21 protein-coding genes and 1 pseudogene are annotated in these 16666 nt (G+C 65.2%); 11 read left to right on the top strand and 11 right to left on the bottom strand.

All coding sequences use genetic code 11. From position 1 onward, the window contains the following. Positions 1 to 5 precede the first annotated feature (5 nt). Genes F2P46_RS37905 through F2P46_RS24310 form a run of 3 tightly spaced genes read left to right on the top strand, consistent with a single transcriptional unit; the run spans position 6 to position 2514 of the window. A complete protein-coding gene (locus F2P46_RS37905; RefSeq protein ID WP_229509441.1) occupies positions 6 to 458 on the top strand; it encodes a cell division protein in 453 nt (150 codons plus the stop codon). Further along, positions 455 to 1072 carry a DUF4166 domain-containing protein gene (locus F2P46_RS24315; protein ID WP_166895060.1) on the top strand — a complete coding sequence of 206 codons (618 nt, stop codon included), beginning with the start codon at positions 455 to 457 and terminating at the stop codon, positions 1070 to 1072. Before F2P46_RS37905 ends, F2P46_RS24315 begins: the two co-directional genes overlap by 4 nt. Continuing rightward, on the top strand, positions 1069 to 2514 hold the full coding sequence (locus tag F2P46_RS24310) for a TIGR01777 family oxidoreductase (RefSeq protein WP_166895058.1): 1446 nt from the start codon (positions 1069 to 1071) through the stop codon (positions 2512 to 2514). The genes F2P46_RS24315 and F2P46_RS24310 overlap by 4 nt, the downstream gene beginning before the upstream one ends. Before the next feature lie 12 nt (positions 2515 to 2526). Here the strand turns inward: F2P46_RS24310 and F2P46_RS24305 are convergent, their stop codons facing one another. From F2P46_RS24305 to F2P46_RS24290, 4 genes are all read right to left on the bottom strand, one after another. Further along, the gene (locus F2P46_RS24305) at positions 2527 to 2742 is read right to left on the bottom strand and encodes a hypothetical protein (protein WP_166895056.1); all 216 of its coding nucleotides are present in this window, start codon (positions 2740 to 2742) and stop codon (positions 2527 to 2529) included. Positions 2743 to 2761: 19 nt separating this feature from the next. Further along, positions 2762 to 3475 (bottom strand): LytTR family transcriptional regulator DNA-binding domain-containing protein, encoded by a 714-nt coding sequence (locus F2P46_RS24300; RefSeq protein WP_166895054.1) that lies wholly within the window; start codon positions 3473 to 3475, stop codon positions 2762 to 2764. Next, positions 3472 to 4566, bottom strand: a complete 1095-nt coding sequence (locus F2P46_RS24295) for a sensor histidine kinase (protein WP_166895052.1) — start codon at positions 4564 to 4566, stop codon at positions 3472 to 3474. The genes F2P46_RS24300 and F2P46_RS24295 overlap by 4 nt, the downstream gene beginning before the upstream one ends. A 94-nt stretch (positions 4567 to 4660) precedes the next feature. Continuing rightward, positions 4661 to 5668, bottom strand: coding sequence for a formylglycine-generating enzyme family protein (locus tag F2P46_RS24290; protein ID WP_166895050.1), 1008 nt, complete (start codon positions 5666 to 5668; stop codon positions 4661 to 4663). Between the two features lie 282 nt (positions 5669 to 5950). Here F2P46_RS24290 and F2P46_RS24285 point away from each other — a divergent pair, with 282 nt between their 5' ends. The 3 genes from F2P46_RS24285 (at position 5951) to F2P46_RS24275 (ending at position 7566) form a co-directional block, all read left to right on the top strand. After that, positions 5951 to 6379: an RcnB family protein gene (locus tag F2P46_RS24285; protein WP_166895048.1), complete on the top strand. Its 429-nt coding sequence runs from the start codon at positions 5951 to 5953 to the stop codon at positions 6377 to 6379. A 62-nt stretch (positions 6380 to 6441) separates the two neighbouring features. Beyond that, complete coding sequence (locus tag F2P46_RS24280; RefSeq protein WP_166895046.1) at positions 6442 to 6972, top strand: MepB family protein; 531 nt, start codon at positions 6442 to 6444, stop codon at positions 6970 to 6972. An 81-nt stretch (positions 6973 to 7053) separates the two neighbouring features. Next, the gene (locus F2P46_RS24275; protein ID WP_166895044.1) at positions 7054 to 7566 is read left to right on the top strand and encodes an RQC-minor-1 family DNA-binding protein; all 513 of its coding nucleotides are present in this window, start codon (positions 7054 to 7056) and stop codon (positions 7564 to 7566) included. 37 nt (positions 7567 to 7603) lie between these two features. Here F2P46_RS24275 and F2P46_RS24270 read toward each other — a convergent pair whose 3' ends face one another. Continuing rightward, a complete protein-coding gene (locus F2P46_RS24270) occupies positions 7604 to 8449 on the bottom strand; it encodes a helix-turn-helix domain-containing protein (protein ID WP_229509440.1) in 846 nt (281 codons plus the stop codon). A 93-nt stretch (positions 8450 to 8542) separates the two neighbouring features. On the opposite strand from F2P46_RS24270, the gene F2P46_RS24265 reads away from it, so the two are divergent. After that, positions 8543 to 9019 carry a DUF3224 domain-containing protein gene (locus tag F2P46_RS24265; RefSeq protein WP_166895042.1) on the top strand — a complete coding sequence of 159 codons (477 nt, stop codon included), beginning with the start codon at positions 8543 to 8545 and terminating at the stop codon, positions 9017 to 9019. 6 nt (positions 9020 to 9025) lie between these two features. Here the strand turns inward: F2P46_RS24265 and F2P46_RS24260 are convergent, their stop codons facing one another. Further along, positions 9026 to 9904: a LysR family transcriptional regulator gene (locus F2P46_RS24260; RefSeq protein ID WP_166895040.1), complete on the bottom strand. Its 879-nt coding sequence runs from the start codon at positions 9902 to 9904 to the stop codon at positions 9026 to 9028. A gap of 108 nt (positions 9905 to 10012) precedes the next feature. Here F2P46_RS24260 and F2P46_RS24255 point away from each other — a divergent pair, with 108 nt between their 5' ends. Continuing rightward, a complete protein-coding gene (locus F2P46_RS24255) occupies positions 10013 to 11011 on the top strand; it encodes an aldo/keto reductase (protein WP_166895038.1) in 999 nt (332 codons plus the stop codon). A gap of 48 nt (positions 11012 to 11059) precedes the next feature. On the opposite strand, the gene F2P46_RS24250 is transcribed toward F2P46_RS24255, so the two are convergent. Genes F2P46_RS24250 through F2P46_RS24235 form a run of 4 tightly spaced genes read right to left on the bottom strand, consistent with a single transcriptional unit; the run spans position 11060 to position 13513 of the window. Beyond that, positions 11060 to 11593, bottom strand: coding sequence for a GNAT family N-acetyltransferase (locus tag F2P46_RS24250; protein WP_166895036.1), 534 nt, complete (start codon positions 11591 to 11593; stop codon positions 11060 to 11062). Continuing rightward, complete coding sequence (locus tag F2P46_RS24245; RefSeq protein WP_166895034.1) at positions 11590 to 12027, bottom strand: thioesterase family protein; 438 nt, start codon at positions 12025 to 12027, stop codon at positions 11590 to 11592. Before F2P46_RS24245 ends, F2P46_RS24250 begins: the two co-directional genes overlap by 4 nt. Position 12028: 1 nt before the next feature. Beyond that, positions 12029 to 12985 (bottom strand): Hsp33 family molecular chaperone HslO, encoded by a 957-nt coding sequence (gene hslO, locus F2P46_RS24240; RefSeq protein WP_166895032.1) that lies wholly within the window; start codon positions 12983 to 12985, stop codon positions 12029 to 12031. A gap of 3 nt (positions 12986 to 12988) precedes the next feature. Then, positions 12989 to 13513 (bottom strand): gamma carbonic anhydrase family protein, encoded by a 525-nt coding sequence (locus F2P46_RS24235; RefSeq protein WP_166895030.1) that lies wholly within the window; start codon positions 13511 to 13513, stop codon positions 12989 to 12991. Positions 13514 to 13705: 192 nt separating this feature from the next. Between F2P46_RS24235 and F2P46_RS24230 the strand changes: the two genes are divergently transcribed. Then, complete coding sequence (locus F2P46_RS24230) at positions 13706 to 14839, top strand: hypothetical protein (RefSeq protein ID WP_166895028.1); 1134 nt, start codon at positions 13706 to 13708, stop codon at positions 14837 to 14839. On the opposite strand, the gene F2P46_RS24225 is transcribed toward F2P46_RS24230, so the two are convergent. Next, complete coding sequence (locus F2P46_RS24225) at positions 14836 to 15036, bottom strand: hypothetical protein (protein ID WP_166895026.1); 201 nt, start codon at positions 15034 to 15036, stop codon at positions 14836 to 14838. The genes F2P46_RS24230 and F2P46_RS24225 overlap by 4 nt on opposite strands. Before the next feature lie 69 nt (positions 15037 to 15105). Here F2P46_RS24225 and F2P46_RS24220 point away from each other — a divergent pair. Next, positions 15106 to 15356 (top strand): annotated as a pseudogene (locus F2P46_RS24220) (AbrB/MazE/SpoVT family DNA-binding domain-containing protein). Between the two features lie 311 nt (positions 15357 to 15667). Continuing rightward, positions 15668 to 16543, top strand: a complete 876-nt coding sequence (locus F2P46_RS24215) for an alpha/beta fold hydrolase (RefSeq protein ID WP_166895024.1) — start codon at positions 15668 to 15670, stop codon at positions 16541 to 16543. The last annotated feature ends 123 nt before the right edge of the window (positions 16544 to 16666 follow it).

Below are 16666 nucleotides of genomic sequence, written 5' to 3'. Positions count from 1 at the left end.
CGCGTATGCACTCACCATCCCTGCGCCAGTGGGCCATTGGCTGGATGTTCGCCACCATCGTCACGCACCTGGTGGTCGGCATGCTGCTGCCATGGTTCGCCGACGCCGCTGTTTTTCGCGATTACCATCGCGGTATCGAAACCGCCTTCTGGGGCGCCAGCGTGCCGGCCCAGGCCCACGCGCAGCAGATCTGGTGGATCTCGCTGTTCGGTCCCACCGTGCAAAGCGCGGCGCTGTGGATGGGCGCCCTGGCGTATATTGGCGCGCGCCAGCGCAGCGCCTTTGCCTGGGGCGCGCTGATCGCCGGCATGCTGTTGTGGGCGCCGCAGGACATGCTGGTGTCGCTGCGCGCCGGCTGCATGGACAATATCTGGATCGATACCTTCGCGCTGGTGACGATGCTGCCGCCGCTGGTGTACCTGTTCTGCGTCGACCGCAAGCAAACGGTGCGCACATGATCGCGTCCGAAGGCGAGTTATTCAAAAAGATCCTCGGTCCCGCGTGGCGCGGCCTGCATCCCGACATCCAGGCGCGCTTCGACCATAACCCCATGCCCGGCAAGCCGCTGCGCTACAAGGGCCAAATGACGGAGCTGACCTGCTCGAAAGTCGGCCGCTTGCTCGGCTACCTGACCATGCCGCTGATCCAGGGCGCGCTGATGCCGTATAACGATGCCGACTTCCCGGTCGATATCGAGGTGTATTCGAAAGAGGGCAGCGCGGCCATTTTCAAGCAGCGCATCTATCGCCTCAACGGGCGCAAGCCGGTGCAGTTCACGTCCTACATGTTGGAGAGCGCGCGCGGCGAAGTGCTCGAATACGTCGGCATGGGCATGGGGATGAAGCTGGTGCTGGCGGTGCGCGACGGGAACCTGCATTTCGAGAGCGACGGCTATTTCTGGCAAGTGATGGGTGTGCGCATTCCGATGCCGGCCTGGCTCACGCCGGGCAAGACCTATCTGTGTCACCGCAATAACGACAGCGCGCAGTTCGATATCCGAATCGAGATCCGCCACGCGCTGTTCGGTGCAACCTTCACGCAGGCGGGCGTGTTTCGCGAGGTGCGACCATGAATACCCACTTATTGGCATTACAGTTGATGGCGTGCCAAGGCTGCCTGGGCGCTTTCGACACGCTGTATCACCATGAACTGACCGAGGCGCTGCCCGGCCGCGCCAGCGCCAGGCTGGAACTGTCGATCCACGCGGTGCGCGCCCTCATTTACAGCGCCATGTTCATCGGCCTGTCGTACTGGCGTTTCAATGGATTGTGGGCGGTGCTGTTGCTGGTGGTGTTCGCGGTCGAAATCGTACTGACCTTGTGGGACTTCGTGGTCGAGGACCGTACCCGCCTGCTGCCGGCCACCGAACGCGTCACGCATACGGTGCTGGCGATGAACGGCGGCGCCTTCATCGCCTTGCTGGCCCTGAACGCGGGCGAAGCGCTGGCGCAGCCGACCGCGCTGGCGTGGGAGTCGCACGGCGCCTTGAGCGCCTTCCTGTTCCTCTGCGGCGTGGGCGTCGGCTTGTCCGGCCTGCGCGATGCGTTGGCGGCGCGCGCGCTTGCCCGCCAGGCGGCGCAGGAGCGCGCTCCCGCCTTGCGCTTCGGCGAGCGTGAGTGCGCGGTGCTGGTGACCGGCGCCACGGGCTTCATCGGCCAGAAACTGGTGCGCGCACTGCTCGCCGACGGCCATCGCGTCACCTTGCTCACGCGCCAGCCGCGCGCCGCGGCCTGGATGTTCGACGCCCGCGTGGAGTGCATCGCCGACATGGCAGCCTTGCCGCCGGCGCGCCGCATCGACGTGGTGGTCAACCTGGCCGGCGCCCGCATCCTGGGCTGGCGCTGGAGCGAAGCGCGCCGCGCGGCCTTGCGCGCCAGCCGCATCGGCACCACGCGCAAGGTGGTGGCCTGGATCGCGGCGGCCCATCACAAGCCGGCGTTGATGCTGTCGGCGTCCGCCATCGGTTACTACGGCATCCAGGCGCAGGGCGACAACACGGTGCTCACCGAGCGCGATGGACCGCAGGCGATGTTCATGTCGGACCTGTGCCGCGAGTGGGAAGAAGCGGCCGGCGCCGCCGCGGCGTATGGCGTGCGCGTGGCGTGCATGCGTTTCGGCCTGGTGCTCGGCACCCAGGGCGCACTGCCGATGATGCTGTTGCCGGTCAAGCTGGGCATGGGCGGCCCGCTCGGGGGCGGGCGCCAGTGGCTGTCGTGGATCCATGTGGATGACCTGATCGCCGGCATGTCCCACCTGTGGAGCGGGGACGAGGGCGGGGCCTTGAACTTCACCGCGCCCGAAGTGCTTTCGCAGGCGGACTTCAACAAGGTGGCGGCCAAGGTGTTGAAGCGCCCTTACTGGCTGCCGACGCCCGGCTGGCCGATGCGCCTGGCGCTGGGCGAACAGGCCGATTTGCTGCTCGAAGGCCAGCGCGTGGTGCCGGCCAGGTTGCAGGCCGGCGGTTTTGTCTTCCGCCATCCGACCCTGGCCGGCGCGTTGGCGAATCTGTCCTGAGGGCTTAGTCGATCACGACCTTGACGGCGACCTTGCCTTCGCCGCCGGGCCGTCCTGGCGTACCAGCAATCGATCATGCCGCCGGGACCTGCAACGCTGGCCGATCCGGTCGCCTTGAACAGCTTGCAGGGCGGCGCCCACGTCGACGCTGGTGGCGGCGGCGTAGCTGCGAGGGGCAAGGGCGCCCGTCATCGTCAAGGCGAGCAATGCAGGTCGGGGTGTACGCATATCGCATTGCTCCTGTGCGTCAAAAACTCAACAGGTCTTTCAATTCCTGGGCATTGCGGCGCGAGATTTCCAGTACTTTGCCGTCGCTCATGGTCACCTCGTAACCCATCGAGATCGATTCTTCGATGGCGCGGATTTCCTGCAGGTTGATGATGCACTGGCGGTTGGCGCGGAAGAAGAACTTGTCCGGCAAGCGCTCCTCGATGCTGTTCAACGATTTTTTGACGTAGGCTTTTTCGCTGCCAAAAAAGATGCGCACGTAGTTTTTGCAGCTCTCGATATAGCGGATCGTCTCCAGGCTCACCAGGTGGCAGCGCTCGCCGTCCTTGACGAAGATTTTGCTGTTGATGTCGAGCGGCGGCCTTGCTACCACTGCCGGTGCGGCGTCGGCGGCGGCCAGCTTGGCGATGGCGGTGGCCAGCCGTTCGTGACTGACCGGTTTGAGCAGGTAGTCGACGGTGTTGTAGTCGAACGAGCGGATCGCGTATTCGGAGTACGCCGTCGTGAAGACGATGCGCGGCAGGTAGTCGAGCATCTCCAGCAGGTCGAAGCCGCTGGCGCCGGGCATGTGGATGTCGAGGAACAGCACGTCCGGCCGCAGTTCGGCGATCAGCGGCGCGGCCGTTGCGGGATGGTCCGCCTGGCCGATTACCTCGACCCCGTCGAACTGGCCGAGCATGCGCACCAGGCCCTCGCGCGCCAGGCGCGAGTCTTCAATGACCATCACCCTCATGTTGGGCGCTCCAGCGGCAGCGTGATAGCGACCTTGAAGACGCCATCGGCGTGCGCCGCGTCCAAGGTGGCCAGCTCGCCATACAGCAGATGCAGGCGCTGTTCGATATTGAGCAGGCCGATGCCGGTGCAGCCGGGCGTTGCCACCTGCGCATCCGGGGCGTCGTTGCGCACTTCCAGTTGCAGGCATTGGCCCAGCTGGCGCGCGTCGACGTTGAGGGTGCCGCCGCCCTGGAGCTGGTCGAGGCCATGCTTGACGGCGTTCTCCACCAGCATCTGCAAGACCATCGGCGGCATCAGCGCGTCATCGAGGCCGGGCGCGATCCGAAGGGAGAAGTCGAGCCGTTCTTCCAGCTGCGTCTTGACGATGGCGAGGTACTTGGTAATGATGCCCACTTCATGATGCAGGCTGACTTTTTCGTGCCGGCTGCTTTCGAGCGAATAACGCAGGATGTCGGAAAACGAGGTAATCATGGCGTCGGCGCGCTGCGCATCTTCGTGGATCATGAAGCGGATGTTATTGAGTGAGTTGAACAGGAAGTGTGGATTGAGCTGGTTCGACAGGCTGCTCAATTGGGCTTCCTTGAGGTTGTTTTGCAGGCGCAGGTTGAACAGTTCGGCGTTCTTGATGCGCCGGCTGCTGCTCACGCTGATGTAGATGAAGCCCCATATTGCCACGAACAGCTGGCTCTTGGGCGCTTCGTCCATGAATTTGTTCATGATGAGTTCGGACGGGATCACCGGTATCTTGAGCGCTTTGTATTTGGCGCTGATGGTTTTCAAGAACATCGGCGTGACCACGGCGGTGACGCAGGCGCCGATCACCATGCCGGCCAATGCGCTGTAGATTACCACGATGGCAATGAGCCGGGCGATCGGCACGGCGTCGCCGCCGCGCCGCTTGTACAGCCAGCGCAGCAGCAGTACCGCCAGCGTATAGAACGGAATCCACACCAGGCTGGTGTAGACCTGCAACCTGACCATGAAGCCCCACACGACGGCGATGGCGATGCTGGCCATCAGGCCGACCGCCACCGCGCTGAAGTGGTAGAGCCAGAAGTCGCGCTCGCGCGGGAAGAAGTGAAGTGGCATGCGGTCGGCTTATCCAGTCGATGATCGGAGAGCGCATTCTAACAAGACGGCCGGTGCGCCTTGCTTGCCGCTTGGTTGCCCGCTTGGTTGCTGCTTACTTGCCCGCTTTGCGCCGTTCGCGTTCGGCCGCGCGCGCCGTCACCAGTTCCGCCTCGAAGCGGGCGGCCGATGCAGCTTGCGCCTGCACCGGTCCGCCCAGCGCCAGGCGGAAGCCCTCGCCGATGCTGCTCGGGTTATCGTCCCCCGCATGACCGCGCACCACCGTGCGCACGTCGCGCGACGAGAAGCTGCCGCCGCGGTGCATCATCATTGGCGACTCGCGCTTGCTGCAGTTGGTGGTCCATGCCGAGCCGTCCGCCGGCGCGCCATCGTAGTTCAGGTGTTCGCAATCGGCCACGTATTCACCCACATTGCCGATCATGTCGTACAGGCCGAAGGCGTTCGGCTCGTACATGCCGACCACGGTGGTAAACGCGGCGCCGTCTTCGCAGGTGGCGGGTTTGCCGCTGCGGCCGATGATGGCGGCGATCGCCTTGCTGCCGGTGAAATCGCGGATGTTCGCATGGCGGCACACCTGGGTGGCATCGTTGCCGAAGTAATAGTCGCCCTTGCTGCCGGCGCGCGCGGCGTATTCCCATTCGGCTTCCGACGGCAGGCGGTATGGCTTGCCGGTTTGGGCCGACAGCCAGGCGGCGTAGGCGGTGGCGTCTTTCCAGGTGACGCACATGACCGGATGGTAGTCACCCGGCGCGTAAGCGGGCGTGTTCCACGCGCCCGGGCCCATGTCCATGCCCCACTCGGTGCTGGCGAACTTCCAGCATTGGTTCTCGGTCTTGTGGCCGGTCGCTTCGACGAACTGGCGGAACTGGCCGACGGTCACTTCATATTTCGCCATCTGGAAGGCGGGCACGCGCACCTCGTGCACCGGCTGGTCGGTCGGATAGTCCTTGTTCGGGCCAGGCACCGGGCCGCCCATCGCGAACGTGCCGCCTTTGATGGCGGCCATCGGCGGTTCGGTGACGTTTCCAGTGCCACTGCCGGCGGCGGCTGCCGCGCCGTTTGACGCCATCAGGGCCAGTGAGAACAGGAGAGTGTTTTGCATGTCGTGCCTTCATCAAGTGGGGTGGTGAGAATGAAGCGCATTCTGGGCGAGCGTGCTGCCGTTTTGGCAAAAAGGTGCCGACCGGCGCTATGCGGGGATGAGCGGCGATGCGCTTCGACAGACACGTCCGGTAACACTTCTTACCGGTGCATGCTGGTTGCAAGGAGCCAATCGCGGTGTAATGGCTGCATGGACGACACGCAGTAGTCGCCCTGGTCCCCGAAGAGACGGTATTTTCAGGCGGCCCATTTGCTGCAGGCAGTATTGACGACAGGAGTTCATATGCATAAGAAAGCCCTCATCATCGCCCTCATGGCTGTTTGCATGGGCACCGGCAGCGCCGCCTTTGCTCAATCGCGCGACTACCGCGGCGAGCATGATCAGCGCAGCGAACGCAATGAACGTTACGAGCGCAGCGACCGCGATGGCCGCCGTGACAACGACCGTTACGATCATCGCCGCGGCGACCGTTACGACGGCCCGCGTGGCGGCTACCAGGGCCATGATCGTCGCCGGTCGGAGCGTCAGCACTACCGCCGGGGCGCGTACCTGGAGCACCAGCATCGCGGCAGCGGCTATGTGGTCAGCGACTGGCGCAGCCGCCGCCTGAGCGCGCCGCCGCGCGGTTCGCACTGGGTGCAGGCCAACGGCGACTATCTTCTGGTGGCGATCGCCACGGGACTGATCACGCAGGTGCTGTTGAATCAATAGCGGTCATGCCGGGGCGGCGGCTACAATGCCGCTTTTGCCCCGGCCGCGCCGCCCGACCCGCCATGACCCTGAACCACGACACGTTTCATCCCGACCTGCGCATGCTCCAGCGCGCGTACGACACGCACGGCCTGGCATGGAGCGCGCCACGGCATGAGGCGGAAAGCGCCGACTATGCGGCCGCCAGCTTCGAGGTCGACGCCCTGCGGGTGCGTTTTCGCGTCGCCAAAATCACGCCGACCAAGGTGGGGCAGTTCGTCACGCTGTGGAAGCGCATCGGCAACGGGCCGATCCAGCCGTTCGACGACACCGATGCGGTCGACCTGTTCGTGGTCAGCACCCGCGATGGCGAGCGGTTCGGACAGTTCGTCTTCCCGACAGCGGTGCTGGCCGCGCGCGATGTGGTGGCGCGCGGCGGGCAGGGCGGCAAGCGTGCGATCCGCGTGTATCCGCCATGGGTTGTCACGACCAGCAAACAGGCGCAGGCCACGCAGCGCTGGCAGCTTCCGTATTTTGTCGCCGCCGGCGCCGATGCCATCCGCATGGGCACGCTGTACGGCCGGGCCGCGTCACCAGGCGCACTCCAGGCGTGACACGCTTGCCATGTACCTGCCATCGGGTGCACAATCTGTCATTACCAAGCACCGCAGCCATTTTCATTCACGTGCACTGCCATGAGCCGCCGACAAAACCGAACCAGGCTGGTTTTTGATACATCCCTGAGTACATTGCCGGAGCCGGATATCCGCACCATCCTGCGTGCTGCCGACCCGCTGATCACCACTGCCGGACGCGCCATGCTGATCAAAGTCCTGCGGGGTTCGCGCGCGCAGGAGGTCCTCAAGCACGGGATGGATGACAATCCCTGCTACGGCGCTTATCAGGGCCGCAGCGAGGCCGAGGTCCTGACCATGGTCGACTGGATGATTCTGAACGATTACCTGGGCCTCGATTTTGACGGTGACTTGCCGCTGCTGTTCTATTCCCAACATGGATGGCGCATCGAACGCGAGATTGTCGCCAACGAGCTGATAGACGGCTTCGACAAGTTGCTGGCGCAGTCCGCGCCGCCGTATGACATGCTGTATCTGAAGGACCGCAGCCGTGACCTGATATTGCTGCTGCTCGGGATCCTGCATGAACGTTCCGATCCGAAGTATGTGCCCATCCTCGAGGCGTGGGCATAGGTCGACTATGCCAAGGTGCGCAAGGAGATCGCCCGCGTCATCGGGCATCTGAGCGCGTCGGCGTCTGCGTCCCATTCTGCTGCGACTTCCAGTACTCCAGCGGCGACGTCCCCACCAGTTTCGTGAAGTCGCGCGTGAAGTGGGCCTGGTCGAAAAAGCCCAGCTCACTTGCCAGGCCCGCCAGGTCCACCGGCCCCGGCCTGGCCAGGCGCCAGCTCGCTTCCTGCAACCGGTAGCGCTGGATCACCCACTTGGGCGACACGCCCACATAATTACTGAACAGCCTTTGCAGCGCGCGTTCTTCGATCCCCATTTGCGCGCACAGGGCGGCCACGCTGGCCGGGCCATCGACGGCGGCGGCGGCGGCCACCGCCTGTTCGGCGACCAGCGCGCGCGCGTCGGGCGCCGGCAGCACGGCGAGCAGCATCGCTTCGGCCGCGCCGACCATCTCGGCGTCGCCGGCGCCCCCTAACACGCGCTGTTCGGCCTCCATCGTCGGTACGCGCAGGACATCGTCGAATGACATGGTGCGGTCGGCCAGGCGCGCGACCGGATGGCCGATGAAGGGACGCAGCGCGCCCGGCCTGAAGCGCACCCCGAGCACCCGGCCCGCGCCGGCCACGCTGCGCTCGAACGCGCCGCGCACCACGCCGTGGATGGCGCTCTGGCCCCGGTCGAACACCAGGTGCGCGTTCGGATACGGCAGCACGCGCTGGATCTCGGGCGCGCGCTCGCCCATGTTCCATTCGACGATCCAGTAGTAATCGACAAAGCTCGCCAGCGGCGCCGCCGGCGGGTAGGTGGCCAGGCGAATGCGGCGCGCCATGCCGAGCGGATCGACGATGCCTTTCGGCGTTGCCGGGGTGGTGTCGGGTTTATCCAAGATGTTTGTCGTCCTTGCGCTTACTGTGGTGGTTTCCGCGAGCGAGCACGCGTTTGCATGCGGCGCCGCCCATCCTCTAGCCGAAAGCTTGCCATGTCCTTGTTCCGCTCCAGCGCAGCCGCGCTGTCCCTGTTGGCCGTCCTGCCACTCGCCAGCGCCCAGGCGGCGCCCGTCATTGCGCGCGCCAGCGGACCGTTCGAGATCACGATCATACCCGCCGGCGCCCCCGAAAAAGAAGGCCGCACCGCCACCGCCCGCATGGCGCTCGAGAAGCGCTACGCGGGCGCGCTGGCCGCCAGCGGCAAGGGCGCCATGCTCACGGCGGTGAGCGACACCAAGGGATCGGCGGCCTACGTCGCCATCGAGCGGGTCAGCGGGACGCTGGCGGGGCGCAAGGGCGGTTTCGTGCTCCAGCATGCGGGTACGATGCGCGCCGGGACGAGCCAGGCGACGATCACCATCGTTCCCGATTCGGGCACGGAGGAGTTAACTGGCATCAGCGGCGCCATGGCGCTCACCGTCGTCGACGGCAAGCACTTTTACGCGCTCGACTACGCGCTGCCCGACTAGCAGCCTCTAGCCGCGCACGGCGTCGACAAAGGCGCGCAGCGCGGGCGGCATCTGGCGGCGGCTGGGGTAGTAAAGGAAGTACTGGGACGGCGCGGGCTCGCACTCGGCCAGCAGCACCTGCAGCCGGCCGGCGGCGATGTGGGCCGCCGCATCGGCGTGATAGGCATAGGCGACGCCGGCGCCGTCGAGGGCCGCGCGGATAATCAGTTCGTCATCGTCGAACAGCAGCGCGCCGGTGACGGCGACCGAGAAGCTGCGCCCGCCCTGCGCGAACTCCCAGGCGTAGCGGCTGCCGCTGGGGAAGCGCCGGCCGATGCAGTTGTGCCGTTCCAGCTCGCGCGGCGTGCCTGGGATGCCATGTGCGGCCAGATAGGCGGGGGCGGCGACGACCACGAAGCGTTGCGGCGGGCCGAAGGGAATGGCGATCATGTCGGCGGCCAGCCGCTCGCCGAAGCGCACGCCGGCGTCGAAGCCGGCGCCGACGATGTCGAGCAGGCCGTCGTCGGTGACCGCCTCGAGCTGCACGCGCGGGTAAGCGGCTGCGAAGCGGCCCAGCATGGGGGCGAGCAGCAGGCGGGCGGCGGAGCGCGGCAGGTTGATGCGCAGGGCGCCGGCCGGCACGTCCTGCAGGCTGTCCAGTTCGACCAGGGCGTCGGCGATTTCGCCGAGCGCGGGCGCCAGCCGGGCCAGCAGGCGCGCGCCGGCCTCGGTCGGCGTCACGCTGCGCGTGGTGCGATTGAGCAGGCGCACGCCAAGGCGCTCCTCCAGCGCGCGCAGGCTGTGGCTCAGCGCCGAAGCGGACAAGCCGCGTTCGACGGCGGCCTGGCGGAAGCTGCGCAGGCGGGCCACGGCGGCAAAGGCGTCGAGTTCGTGCAGGTCGGTCATGGATTGATGAATCTCTCTCAGTAGTGCATGCGCAATAAGGCATCTTATCCGATCAAACGAGGCCGCGCATACTGGCCGCTCCATTCAATACACGAGGAGTTAGCTGTGATGAAAACGCGCACATTGGGTTCGACCGGTTTGTCGGTGTCGGCCATCGGCATCGGTTGCATGGGAATGAGCTTCGCCTACGGCGGCGCCGACGAGGCGGAATCGATCCGCACCTTGCACCGCGCCGTGGAACTGGGCGTGACGATGTTCGATACGGCGGAAGTCTACGGACCTTACGCCAACGAGGAGCTGCTGGCGCGCGCCTTGCGCGAGCTGCGCGGCAGGGTGACGATCGCCACCAAGTTTGGTTTCCGGATCGGTGAGCAGGGACAGGGCATGGGCCGGGTGACGGGGGTGGACAGCCGCCCGGAACATGTGCGCGCGGCGGTCGAGGGCTCGCTGGCGCGGCTCGGTGTGGAGACGATCGATCTGCTGTACCAGCATCGGGTCGATCCGGCGGTGCCGATCGAGGAGGTGGTTGGCGTGATGGCCGATCTGGTGCGCGAGGGCAAGGTGCTGCATCTGGGCTTGTCGGAGGCGTCGGCCGAGACCTTGCGGCGCGCCTGCGCGGTGCATCCGATCGCCGCGCTGCAGTCGGAGTATTCGCTGTGGAGCCGCGAGGTGGAGGACGAGGTGCTGCCGGCCTGCCGCGAACTGGGCGTGGGCTTCGTGCCATACAGCCCGCTGGGACGGGGCTTTCTTACCGGGCAGCTGGGGTCGACCGAGGGACTGGCGGCGGACGATTACCGGCGCGGCCTGCCGCGCTTCCAGGACGCGGCGCTGCGCGCCAATGCGGCGATGGTGGCGCGCTTGGAACAACTGGCCGCCGCGCGCGGGGCCAGCGCGGCCCAGCTGGCGCTGGCGTGGCTGCTGGCGCAGGGTGATCACATCGTGCCGATTCCGGGCGTGCGCCGGCTGGCCAACCTGGAGCAAAACGTGGCGGCTGCGGAACTGGTGCTGAGCGCGGCCGACGTGGCGGCGATTGGCGCCGCCGTGCCGCGCGGCGCGGTGCATGGCGCGCGCTACAACGAGAAGGAAATGGGCATGGTCGGGCTGTAAGGCGCGCCGGCTTGCGGCATGCTTGCCGGCGGCGCCCAGGCAAGGGCGTCAGGCCGGCGCCAGATCGAGCAAATACAGCGCGCCGTCCACCGGCGCGCCGTCAACAATGGCAAGCTGCGGCAAGTCGCGCGCGTGGACGAAGCCGCATTTGCGCAGCACCGCCGCCGAACCCTGGTTGGCCTGCGTGACTTCGGCCCGCAGTTCTTTCAGCTGCCAGCTGGCGCGCGCCAGCTTGACCAGGCTTTGCAGCGCGAACGTGGCCAGGCCCTTGCCGGTCTGGTCGTGCGCGATGCGGTAGCCCACTTCGGCCGAACCCTCGGCGCGGTCGATGCCCTTCAGGTTGGCGCGTCCGACGATGCGGCCTTCGCCATCGAGCAGCACGCAAGGATGCCAGGCGCCGGTCGCGTGCCCATCGAGGTACTGCGCGATGTGGCGCGCCACGCCTTCGGGCGAATAGAACGCCGGCTCGCGCGCTTGCACATGGCGTTCGAACCAGGCGCGGTTGGCCAGTTCGAACGCCAGCAGGGCGTCGGCGTCACCCTGCGCCAGGGTGCGCAGGGTATGCTTCGACAGCGCCGTCATGCCGGCTGCGCGCTGGCGATGCTGGCCAGCACGGCGCGCACGGGGTCCGGCACGCTCACCGAACGATTGGTTTCACGGTCGACGTAGACGTGCACGAAATGGCCCGCCGCAGCCGGCAGCGCTTCGTCGTTGCGGTACAGCGCCAGCTCGTAGCGCACGCTCGAGTTGCCCAGCTTGGCCACGCGCACGCCCACATGCACCGTGTCCGGAAAGGCGATCGAGCTAAAGTACGAGCAGCCCGTGTCGACCACCAGAGCGACCACGGTGTCGGCGTGGATATCGAGCACGCCGCGCGCGATCAGGAACTCGTTGACGGCGGTGTCGAAGAAGCTGTAGTAGACCACGTTGTTGACGTGCCGGTAGGCGTCGTTGTCCATCCAGCGCGTCGGAATCGCCAGAAAATGCGGGAACGCGGAGCGGGGCGAGTCGCGCATGTCAGTGCTTCACGTCGCTGGCGGGTATGAGCACTTCGACCGGCGTGTCACCGACGAACAGTTGCGTGCAATCGACCTTGTCGAACGAGTAGTGCTTGCCGCAGAAGTCGCAGTCGATCGCCAGCTGGCCGAGTTCCTCGAGGGCGCCGTCGACTTCGTCGCGTCCCAGCATCTTGAGCATGTTGCCGACTTTTTCGCGCGTGCAGCCGCAATGGAACTGGGGATGGGCCGGGTCGAACACGCGGATCGTCTCTTCCCAGAACAGGCGGTTCATCAGGGTCTGGATGTCGGTCGAGAGCAGTTCTTCCTGCTTCAGGGTCGAGGCCAGCATGACGGCGCGGTTCCAGGTTTCGAGTTCGTCGGCTTCGCTGCTTTGCTTGATCTGGTCTTCCTTGCCGCTGTGGCGCGGCAGCTTTTGCAGCAGCAGGCCGCGCGAGACGGTGTCGTCGGCCGCCAGCCACAGGCGCGTGTCGAGCTGCTCGGAACGCAGCATGTAGTTTTCGATGACGGTCGCCATGTCGTCGCCGTCGAGCGGCACGATGCCCTGGTAGGGCTGCTGCCCCGGCATCTTGTCGACCGGGTCGAGCGTGATGACGAAGCGCGCCTTGCCGCCCGGGTTGAGCAGCTCGGTCAGGCTGGCGTCGTCGGCCACGGTGGCGCCTTCGGTCACCTTGGCGGTGGCGCGCATGCGCAGATCGGAATCGCATTCGACCACCAGCAGGCGCACCGGCCCGTCGCCGTGGATCTGCATGATGATGGCGCCGTTGAACTTCAGGTTGGCCGACAGCAGGGCCGCCGCCGCGACCATTTCGCCTAGCACCGTCTTGACGGCCGGCGGGTAGCTGTGGCGCTGCAGGATCTCGCTCCAGGTGGCCGAAATGTCGACGAATTCGCCGCGTACGGCGGCGTTGTCGAAGATGAATTTTTGCAGGGTGTCGTTGTTATTGTTTGTAGTCATTGTTTATCCAATCTTTTTCAGTTGCGTCTTGAACAGCTGGGCGCGCGCCACGTAGCTGGCGGCGCTGCCTTCGAGGCGCGCGATGTCTTCTTCACTCAGGGTGCGCACGGCCTTGGCCGGGGCGCCGATGATGAGCGAGTAATCCGGAAATTCCTTGCCTTCGGTCACCAGCGCACCGGCGCCGACCAGGCAACCCTTGCCGATCTTCGCGCCATTGAGGATCACGGCCTGGATGCCGATCAGCGAGCCGTCGCCCACCGTGCAGCCGTGCAGCATGGCCTGGTGGCCGACGGTCACCTTGCTGCCGATGGTGAGCGGAAAGCCCATGTCGGTGTGCATGACCGTGCCTTCCTGCACATTGCTGTCGGCGCCGATCGTGATGCGCTCGTTGTCGCCGCGAAGCGTGACGCCGGACCAGACCGAGGTATTGGCCGCCAGCGTCACTTTGCCGATCAGGCTGGCCGAATCGGCAACGTAGGCGGACTCGTGAATCTCGGGCGCGTGCTCGCCCAGTTGGTAGATAGCCATGTTGGTGTCAGGAAGCGTTGGAATGGCGCTATTTTACGCCGCCCCCGCGCTTTCGACGCGGCATGGCCGTTTCTTGCCGTATCGAGAGGAGGATGTTGGGCGTTTTCTTCTAATCACAAGACGGGACGGTACAAGCACGTTTGTTTCGCGTAGGATAGATTTATTTTCTGACACGATTATCTTGGAGGTATCATGCGATTGTTCCCTGTTGCGCTGGCGCTGTGCGGCGCCCTGGTGGTCCCGGCGGCGGGAGCGGCCGATTTCACCACGACCGCCGGCTACGCCGAAGCGTGCCGTGACCCAGCGCGCAGCGGCGCGCCGCGCGACGACGATGCGCGGGTGGCGGCTGTCATCTGCCGCGATACGGCGCTGGTGCGCCAGATCGTCACCTGGGGCACGCAGGGCTTCGCGCGGATGGAGACGCAACGCATGCCGCGCGAGGCGATCGTGGTCGAGGTGCGCAAGGAAATCGACTACGTGATCGGCGAACTCGGCGCCACCCGCAAGCTGCTGGCCCAGGTCAAGCTCGGCAAGCGCAAGTCGCTGCGGCTCGCGCCCGCGCAATGGGAACTCGACATCGACGGCGATGGCGCCGTCAAGCCGTGGGAGAAATACCTGTTCGCCCTGCCAAAACGCGGGCACCAGGCGTTCCGCTTCAGCGGCCCGAGCGACGACCTGGCCTATTACGAGCGCGAATACAATCTGGGCGCCGTGATCCACGTCGACCAGAGCGATATTTTATGGTCGCTCGCGTACCATCATTTCATCGAAGGCTTGCTGACCAATCTGCGCGCGTTCGAGCTGACCGACAAATTCGATGGCGTGATCCTGGCGCGGCCAGCCTTGATGAAAGCGGCGCACCAGTTGATCGGCAATGGCTTTGTGATTTCGGGCAAGATGCGCCAGGAAGTCTTGGCCGAGACCGATGACGATGAGGAATGGATCGGCCATCCAGGGCAGGTCAACAGCGTGTTCCCGGTGCCGCTCGACACGGCCGATTTTGCCAGTTGGGGGATGATGGTCAAGGAAATGTCGGCGCTGTGGCAGGGGCGCACCTTGTTGCCCACGACGCAGGGCGGGGGCGGGATGCTGGCGGCGATGGCGCCTTTGTGTCCGCAGGGGAGCGGGTTGAATGTGGCCAGCCTGTATCTGAAGCCGCCGGCGGCCGGGACGGTGTACGCGTTTCGCAATACCAAGTTGCCGACCAACAGTTGCCAGCGCATCGACAAGGCGCACCGGCTGTCGCCGTTGTCGCAGATGGCCGAGCAGGCGCAGAAATCCGATACGGGCATGGGCTTCTTGCGATATCTGTACTGGACAAACTAAGAGACGACGAAACGGGCCTCGCGCTCATCCTGATCGACGGCGTTGACATAGCGGCCATGAATTGTCTTTGGCATGGGAGCGCTGGCGGCGCAGGCCGCGCCATCGGATCGGCGTTCGAGCCGCGTTTTTCCTGCTTGTTCGATGACGGCGAGTATGTCGAACGGGAATCGGATATTCAATGCTGTTGCTTGCAGCATGCGCGCATGCGTCGGCCTTGGCTATTCCAATTTGGTATCTACAATGTAGATACAACTTGGGAGTCGAAGATGGAACTGTCCGTTCAAAAATGGGGCAATAGCGCGGCAGTGCGTTTGCCCACCGAGTTCTGAGCATGCTCAAGGCCACGCTGGGTGACAAGCTGATCGTTAAAGTGCAAGACAATGGTGTGTTGCTGACAGTGAAACGTCCGGTCTATGCCTTGGCCGACCTGGTGGCGCAATGCCACCCCTGCGCCCCCAAGCCGGTCGATCTTGCCGCATGGGGCAAGATGACGCCAGCAGGGCGCGAGATGTGGTAAGGCGCGTCAAATTCGAGCGCGGCGGCGGCGTTGTCATTGTTAATCTCAACCGACCGAAGGCCATGATCAAAAAGGGAAGCGACCTGCGCTTGTGCTGTCGGCCATCAGGTGCGCATGCTCGATCTGAGGCGCACGGCGCCAAACGGGGCGAAACAGCGCCGGAGTGCGTTGTTGAAGATGCCCTGGCACGCCTGCGGGCGATCACCGACTGACGCCCACCATCAACCCGGACTGATCCTGCGGTAACGGCAACGCATAAAACTTCTCCGGTATAATTCGAACGGTCGTTCTTTTTTATTGCCGAGTCTCTCATGAAACCTTCCCGTTCCGAATTTTTGACCGTGCGCGGCTTGCGCACCCATGTGCGCCACTGGGGCAGGGAGGGCGCGCCCAAGCTGTTCATGGTGCATGGCTGGATGGATGTGTCGGCCTCGTTCCAGTTTGTGGTCGATTGCCTTGAGCAAGACTGGCACGTGATCTCGCCCGACTGGCGCGGCTTCGGGCTGACCGAGCGCAGCCACTCGGACACGTACTGGTTCCCCGACTACGTGGCCGATCTCGACGCCATGCTCGACCATTACGCGCCGGGCGAGGCGGTCAACCTGCTCGGCCACAGCATGGGCGGCAACGTGGTCGGTATTTACGCCGGCGCCCGGCCCGACCGGGTGCGCCGCCTGATCAACCTGGAAGGCTTCGGGATGCCCGCGTCCAACCCGGAAAAGGCGCCGCGGCGCTATGCCAAGTGGCTCGACGAGATGCGCACGCCGCCCGCGCTGCGCACTTATCCGAGCCAGGCGGCGGTGGTGGCGCGCCTGCAAAAGACCAATCCGCGCCTGATTGATACGCGCGCGCAGTTCCTGGCGCAGCACTGGTCGGCGCAGAACGACGCCGGCGAATGGGAAATTTTGGGCGACCCGAACCACAAGAAGCCGACCCCGCTCGGCTATCAGGTGGAAGAGGTGATGGCGTGCTGGTCGGCCATTACCGCGCCGGTGCTGTGGGTCGAGGCCGAGGATACCAATATGTGGCAGTGGATGGGGCCGCGCGAGGAAGCGCGCATCGAGGTCGACCGCCGCCTGGGGCATCTGAAGACGGTCACCTCGCGCATGATGGCCGATGCGGGGCATATGCTGCATCACGACCAGCCGGAGCAACTGGCCAGGATGGTGGAAGCGTTTTTGGCCTAGCAGCCTGTCGGACTTGGAGAGTCGAAGCGAAAAAATAGCTGGGCGAGGCCAGATTTTGACGATTTCGCAGTGCCAATAGCGAGCTATTGGCCGAGAAAGCGGCGAAATATGGGCCGTCCCAGG

It is taken from the genome of Massilia sp. CCM 8734 (assembly GCF_011682155.1).
Taxonomy (GTDB): Bacteria; Pseudomonadota; Gammaproteobacteria; order Burkholderiales; family Burkholderiaceae_D; genus Telluria_A; species Telluria_A rubra.
The sequence above is the reverse complement of the archived record's forward strand: the minus strand, read 5'-3'. Positions and strand labels throughout refer to the sequence as shown.

What these genes read in the sequence shown, in the direction of transcription:
- F2P46_RS37905 (WP_229509441.1), top strand. Translation starts at nt 6, where the DNA reads ATGCACTCACCATCCCTGCGCCAGTGGGCCATTGGCTGGATGTTCGCC.
- F2P46_RS24315 (WP_166895060.1), top strand. Translation starts at nt 455, where the DNA reads ATGATCGCGTCCGAAGGCGAGTTATTCAAAAAGATCCTCGGTCCCGCG.
- F2P46_RS24310 (WP_166895058.1), top strand. Translation starts at nt 1,069, where the DNA reads ATGAATACCCACTTATTGGCATTACAGTTGATGGCGTGCCAAGGCTGC.
- F2P46_RS24305 (WP_166895056.1), bottom strand. Translation starts at nt 2,742, where the DNA reads ATGCGTACACCCCGACCTGCATTGCTCGCCTTGACGATGACGGGCGCC.
- F2P46_RS24300 (WP_166895054.1), bottom strand. Translation starts at nt 3,475, where the DNA reads ATGAGGGTGATGGTCATTGAAGACTCGCGCCTGGCGCGCGAGGGCCTG.
- F2P46_RS24295 (WP_166895052.1), bottom strand. Translation starts at nt 4,566, where the DNA reads ATGCCACTTCACTTCTTCCCGCGCGAGCGCGACTTCTGGCTCTACCAC.
- F2P46_RS24290 (WP_166895050.1), bottom strand. Translation starts at nt 5,668, where the DNA reads ATGCAAAACACTCTCCTGTTCTCACTGGCCCTGATGGCGTCAAACGGC.
- F2P46_RS24285 (WP_166895048.1), top strand. Translation starts at nt 5,951, where the DNA reads ATGCATAAGAAAGCCCTCATCATCGCCCTCATGGCTGTTTGCATGGGC.
- F2P46_RS24280 (WP_166895046.1), top strand. Translation starts at nt 6,442, where the DNA reads ATGACCCTGAACCACGACACGTTTCATCCCGACCTGCGCATGCTCCAG.
- F2P46_RS24275 (WP_166895044.1), top strand. Translation starts at nt 7,054, where the DNA reads ATGAGCCGCCGACAAAACCGAACCAGGCTGGTTTTTGATACATCCCTG.
- F2P46_RS24265 (WP_166895042.1), top strand. Translation starts at nt 8,543, where the DNA reads ATGTCCTTGTTCCGCTCCAGCGCAGCCGCGCTGTCCCTGTTGGCCGTC.
- F2P46_RS24260 (WP_166895040.1), bottom strand. Translation starts at nt 9,904, where the DNA reads ATGACCGACCTGCACGAACTCGACGCCTTTGCCGCCGTGGCCCGCCTG.
- F2P46_RS24255 (WP_166895038.1), top strand. Translation starts at nt 10,013, where the DNA reads ATGAAAACGCGCACATTGGGTTCGACCGGTTTGTCGGTGTCGGCCATC.
- F2P46_RS24250 (WP_166895036.1), bottom strand. Translation starts at nt 11,593, where the DNA reads ATGACGGCGCTGTCGAAGCATACCCTGCGCACCCTGGCGCAGGGTGAC.
- F2P46_RS24245 (WP_166895034.1), bottom strand. Translation starts at nt 12,027, where the DNA reads ATGCGCGACTCGCCCCGCTCCGCGTTCCCGCATTTTCTGGCGATTCCG.
- hslO (WP_166895032.1), bottom strand. Translation starts at nt 12,985, where the DNA reads ATGACTACAAACAATAACAACGACACCCTGCAAAAATTCATCTTCGAC.
- F2P46_RS24235 (WP_166895030.1), bottom strand. Translation starts at nt 13,513, where the DNA reads ATGGCTATCTACCAACTGGGCGAGCACGCGCCCGAGATTCACGAGTCC.
- F2P46_RS24230 (WP_166895028.1), top strand. Translation starts at nt 13,706, where the DNA reads ATGCGATTGTTCCCTGTTGCGCTGGCGCTGTGCGGCGCCCTGGTGGTC.
- F2P46_RS24225 (WP_166895026.1), bottom strand. Translation starts at nt 15,036, where the DNA reads ATGCTGCAAGCAACAGCATTGAATATCCGATTCCCGTTCGACATACTC.
- F2P46_RS24215 (WP_166895024.1), top strand. Translation starts at nt 15,668, where the DNA reads ATGAAACCTTCCCGTTCCGAATTTTTGACCGTGCGCGGCTTGCGCACC.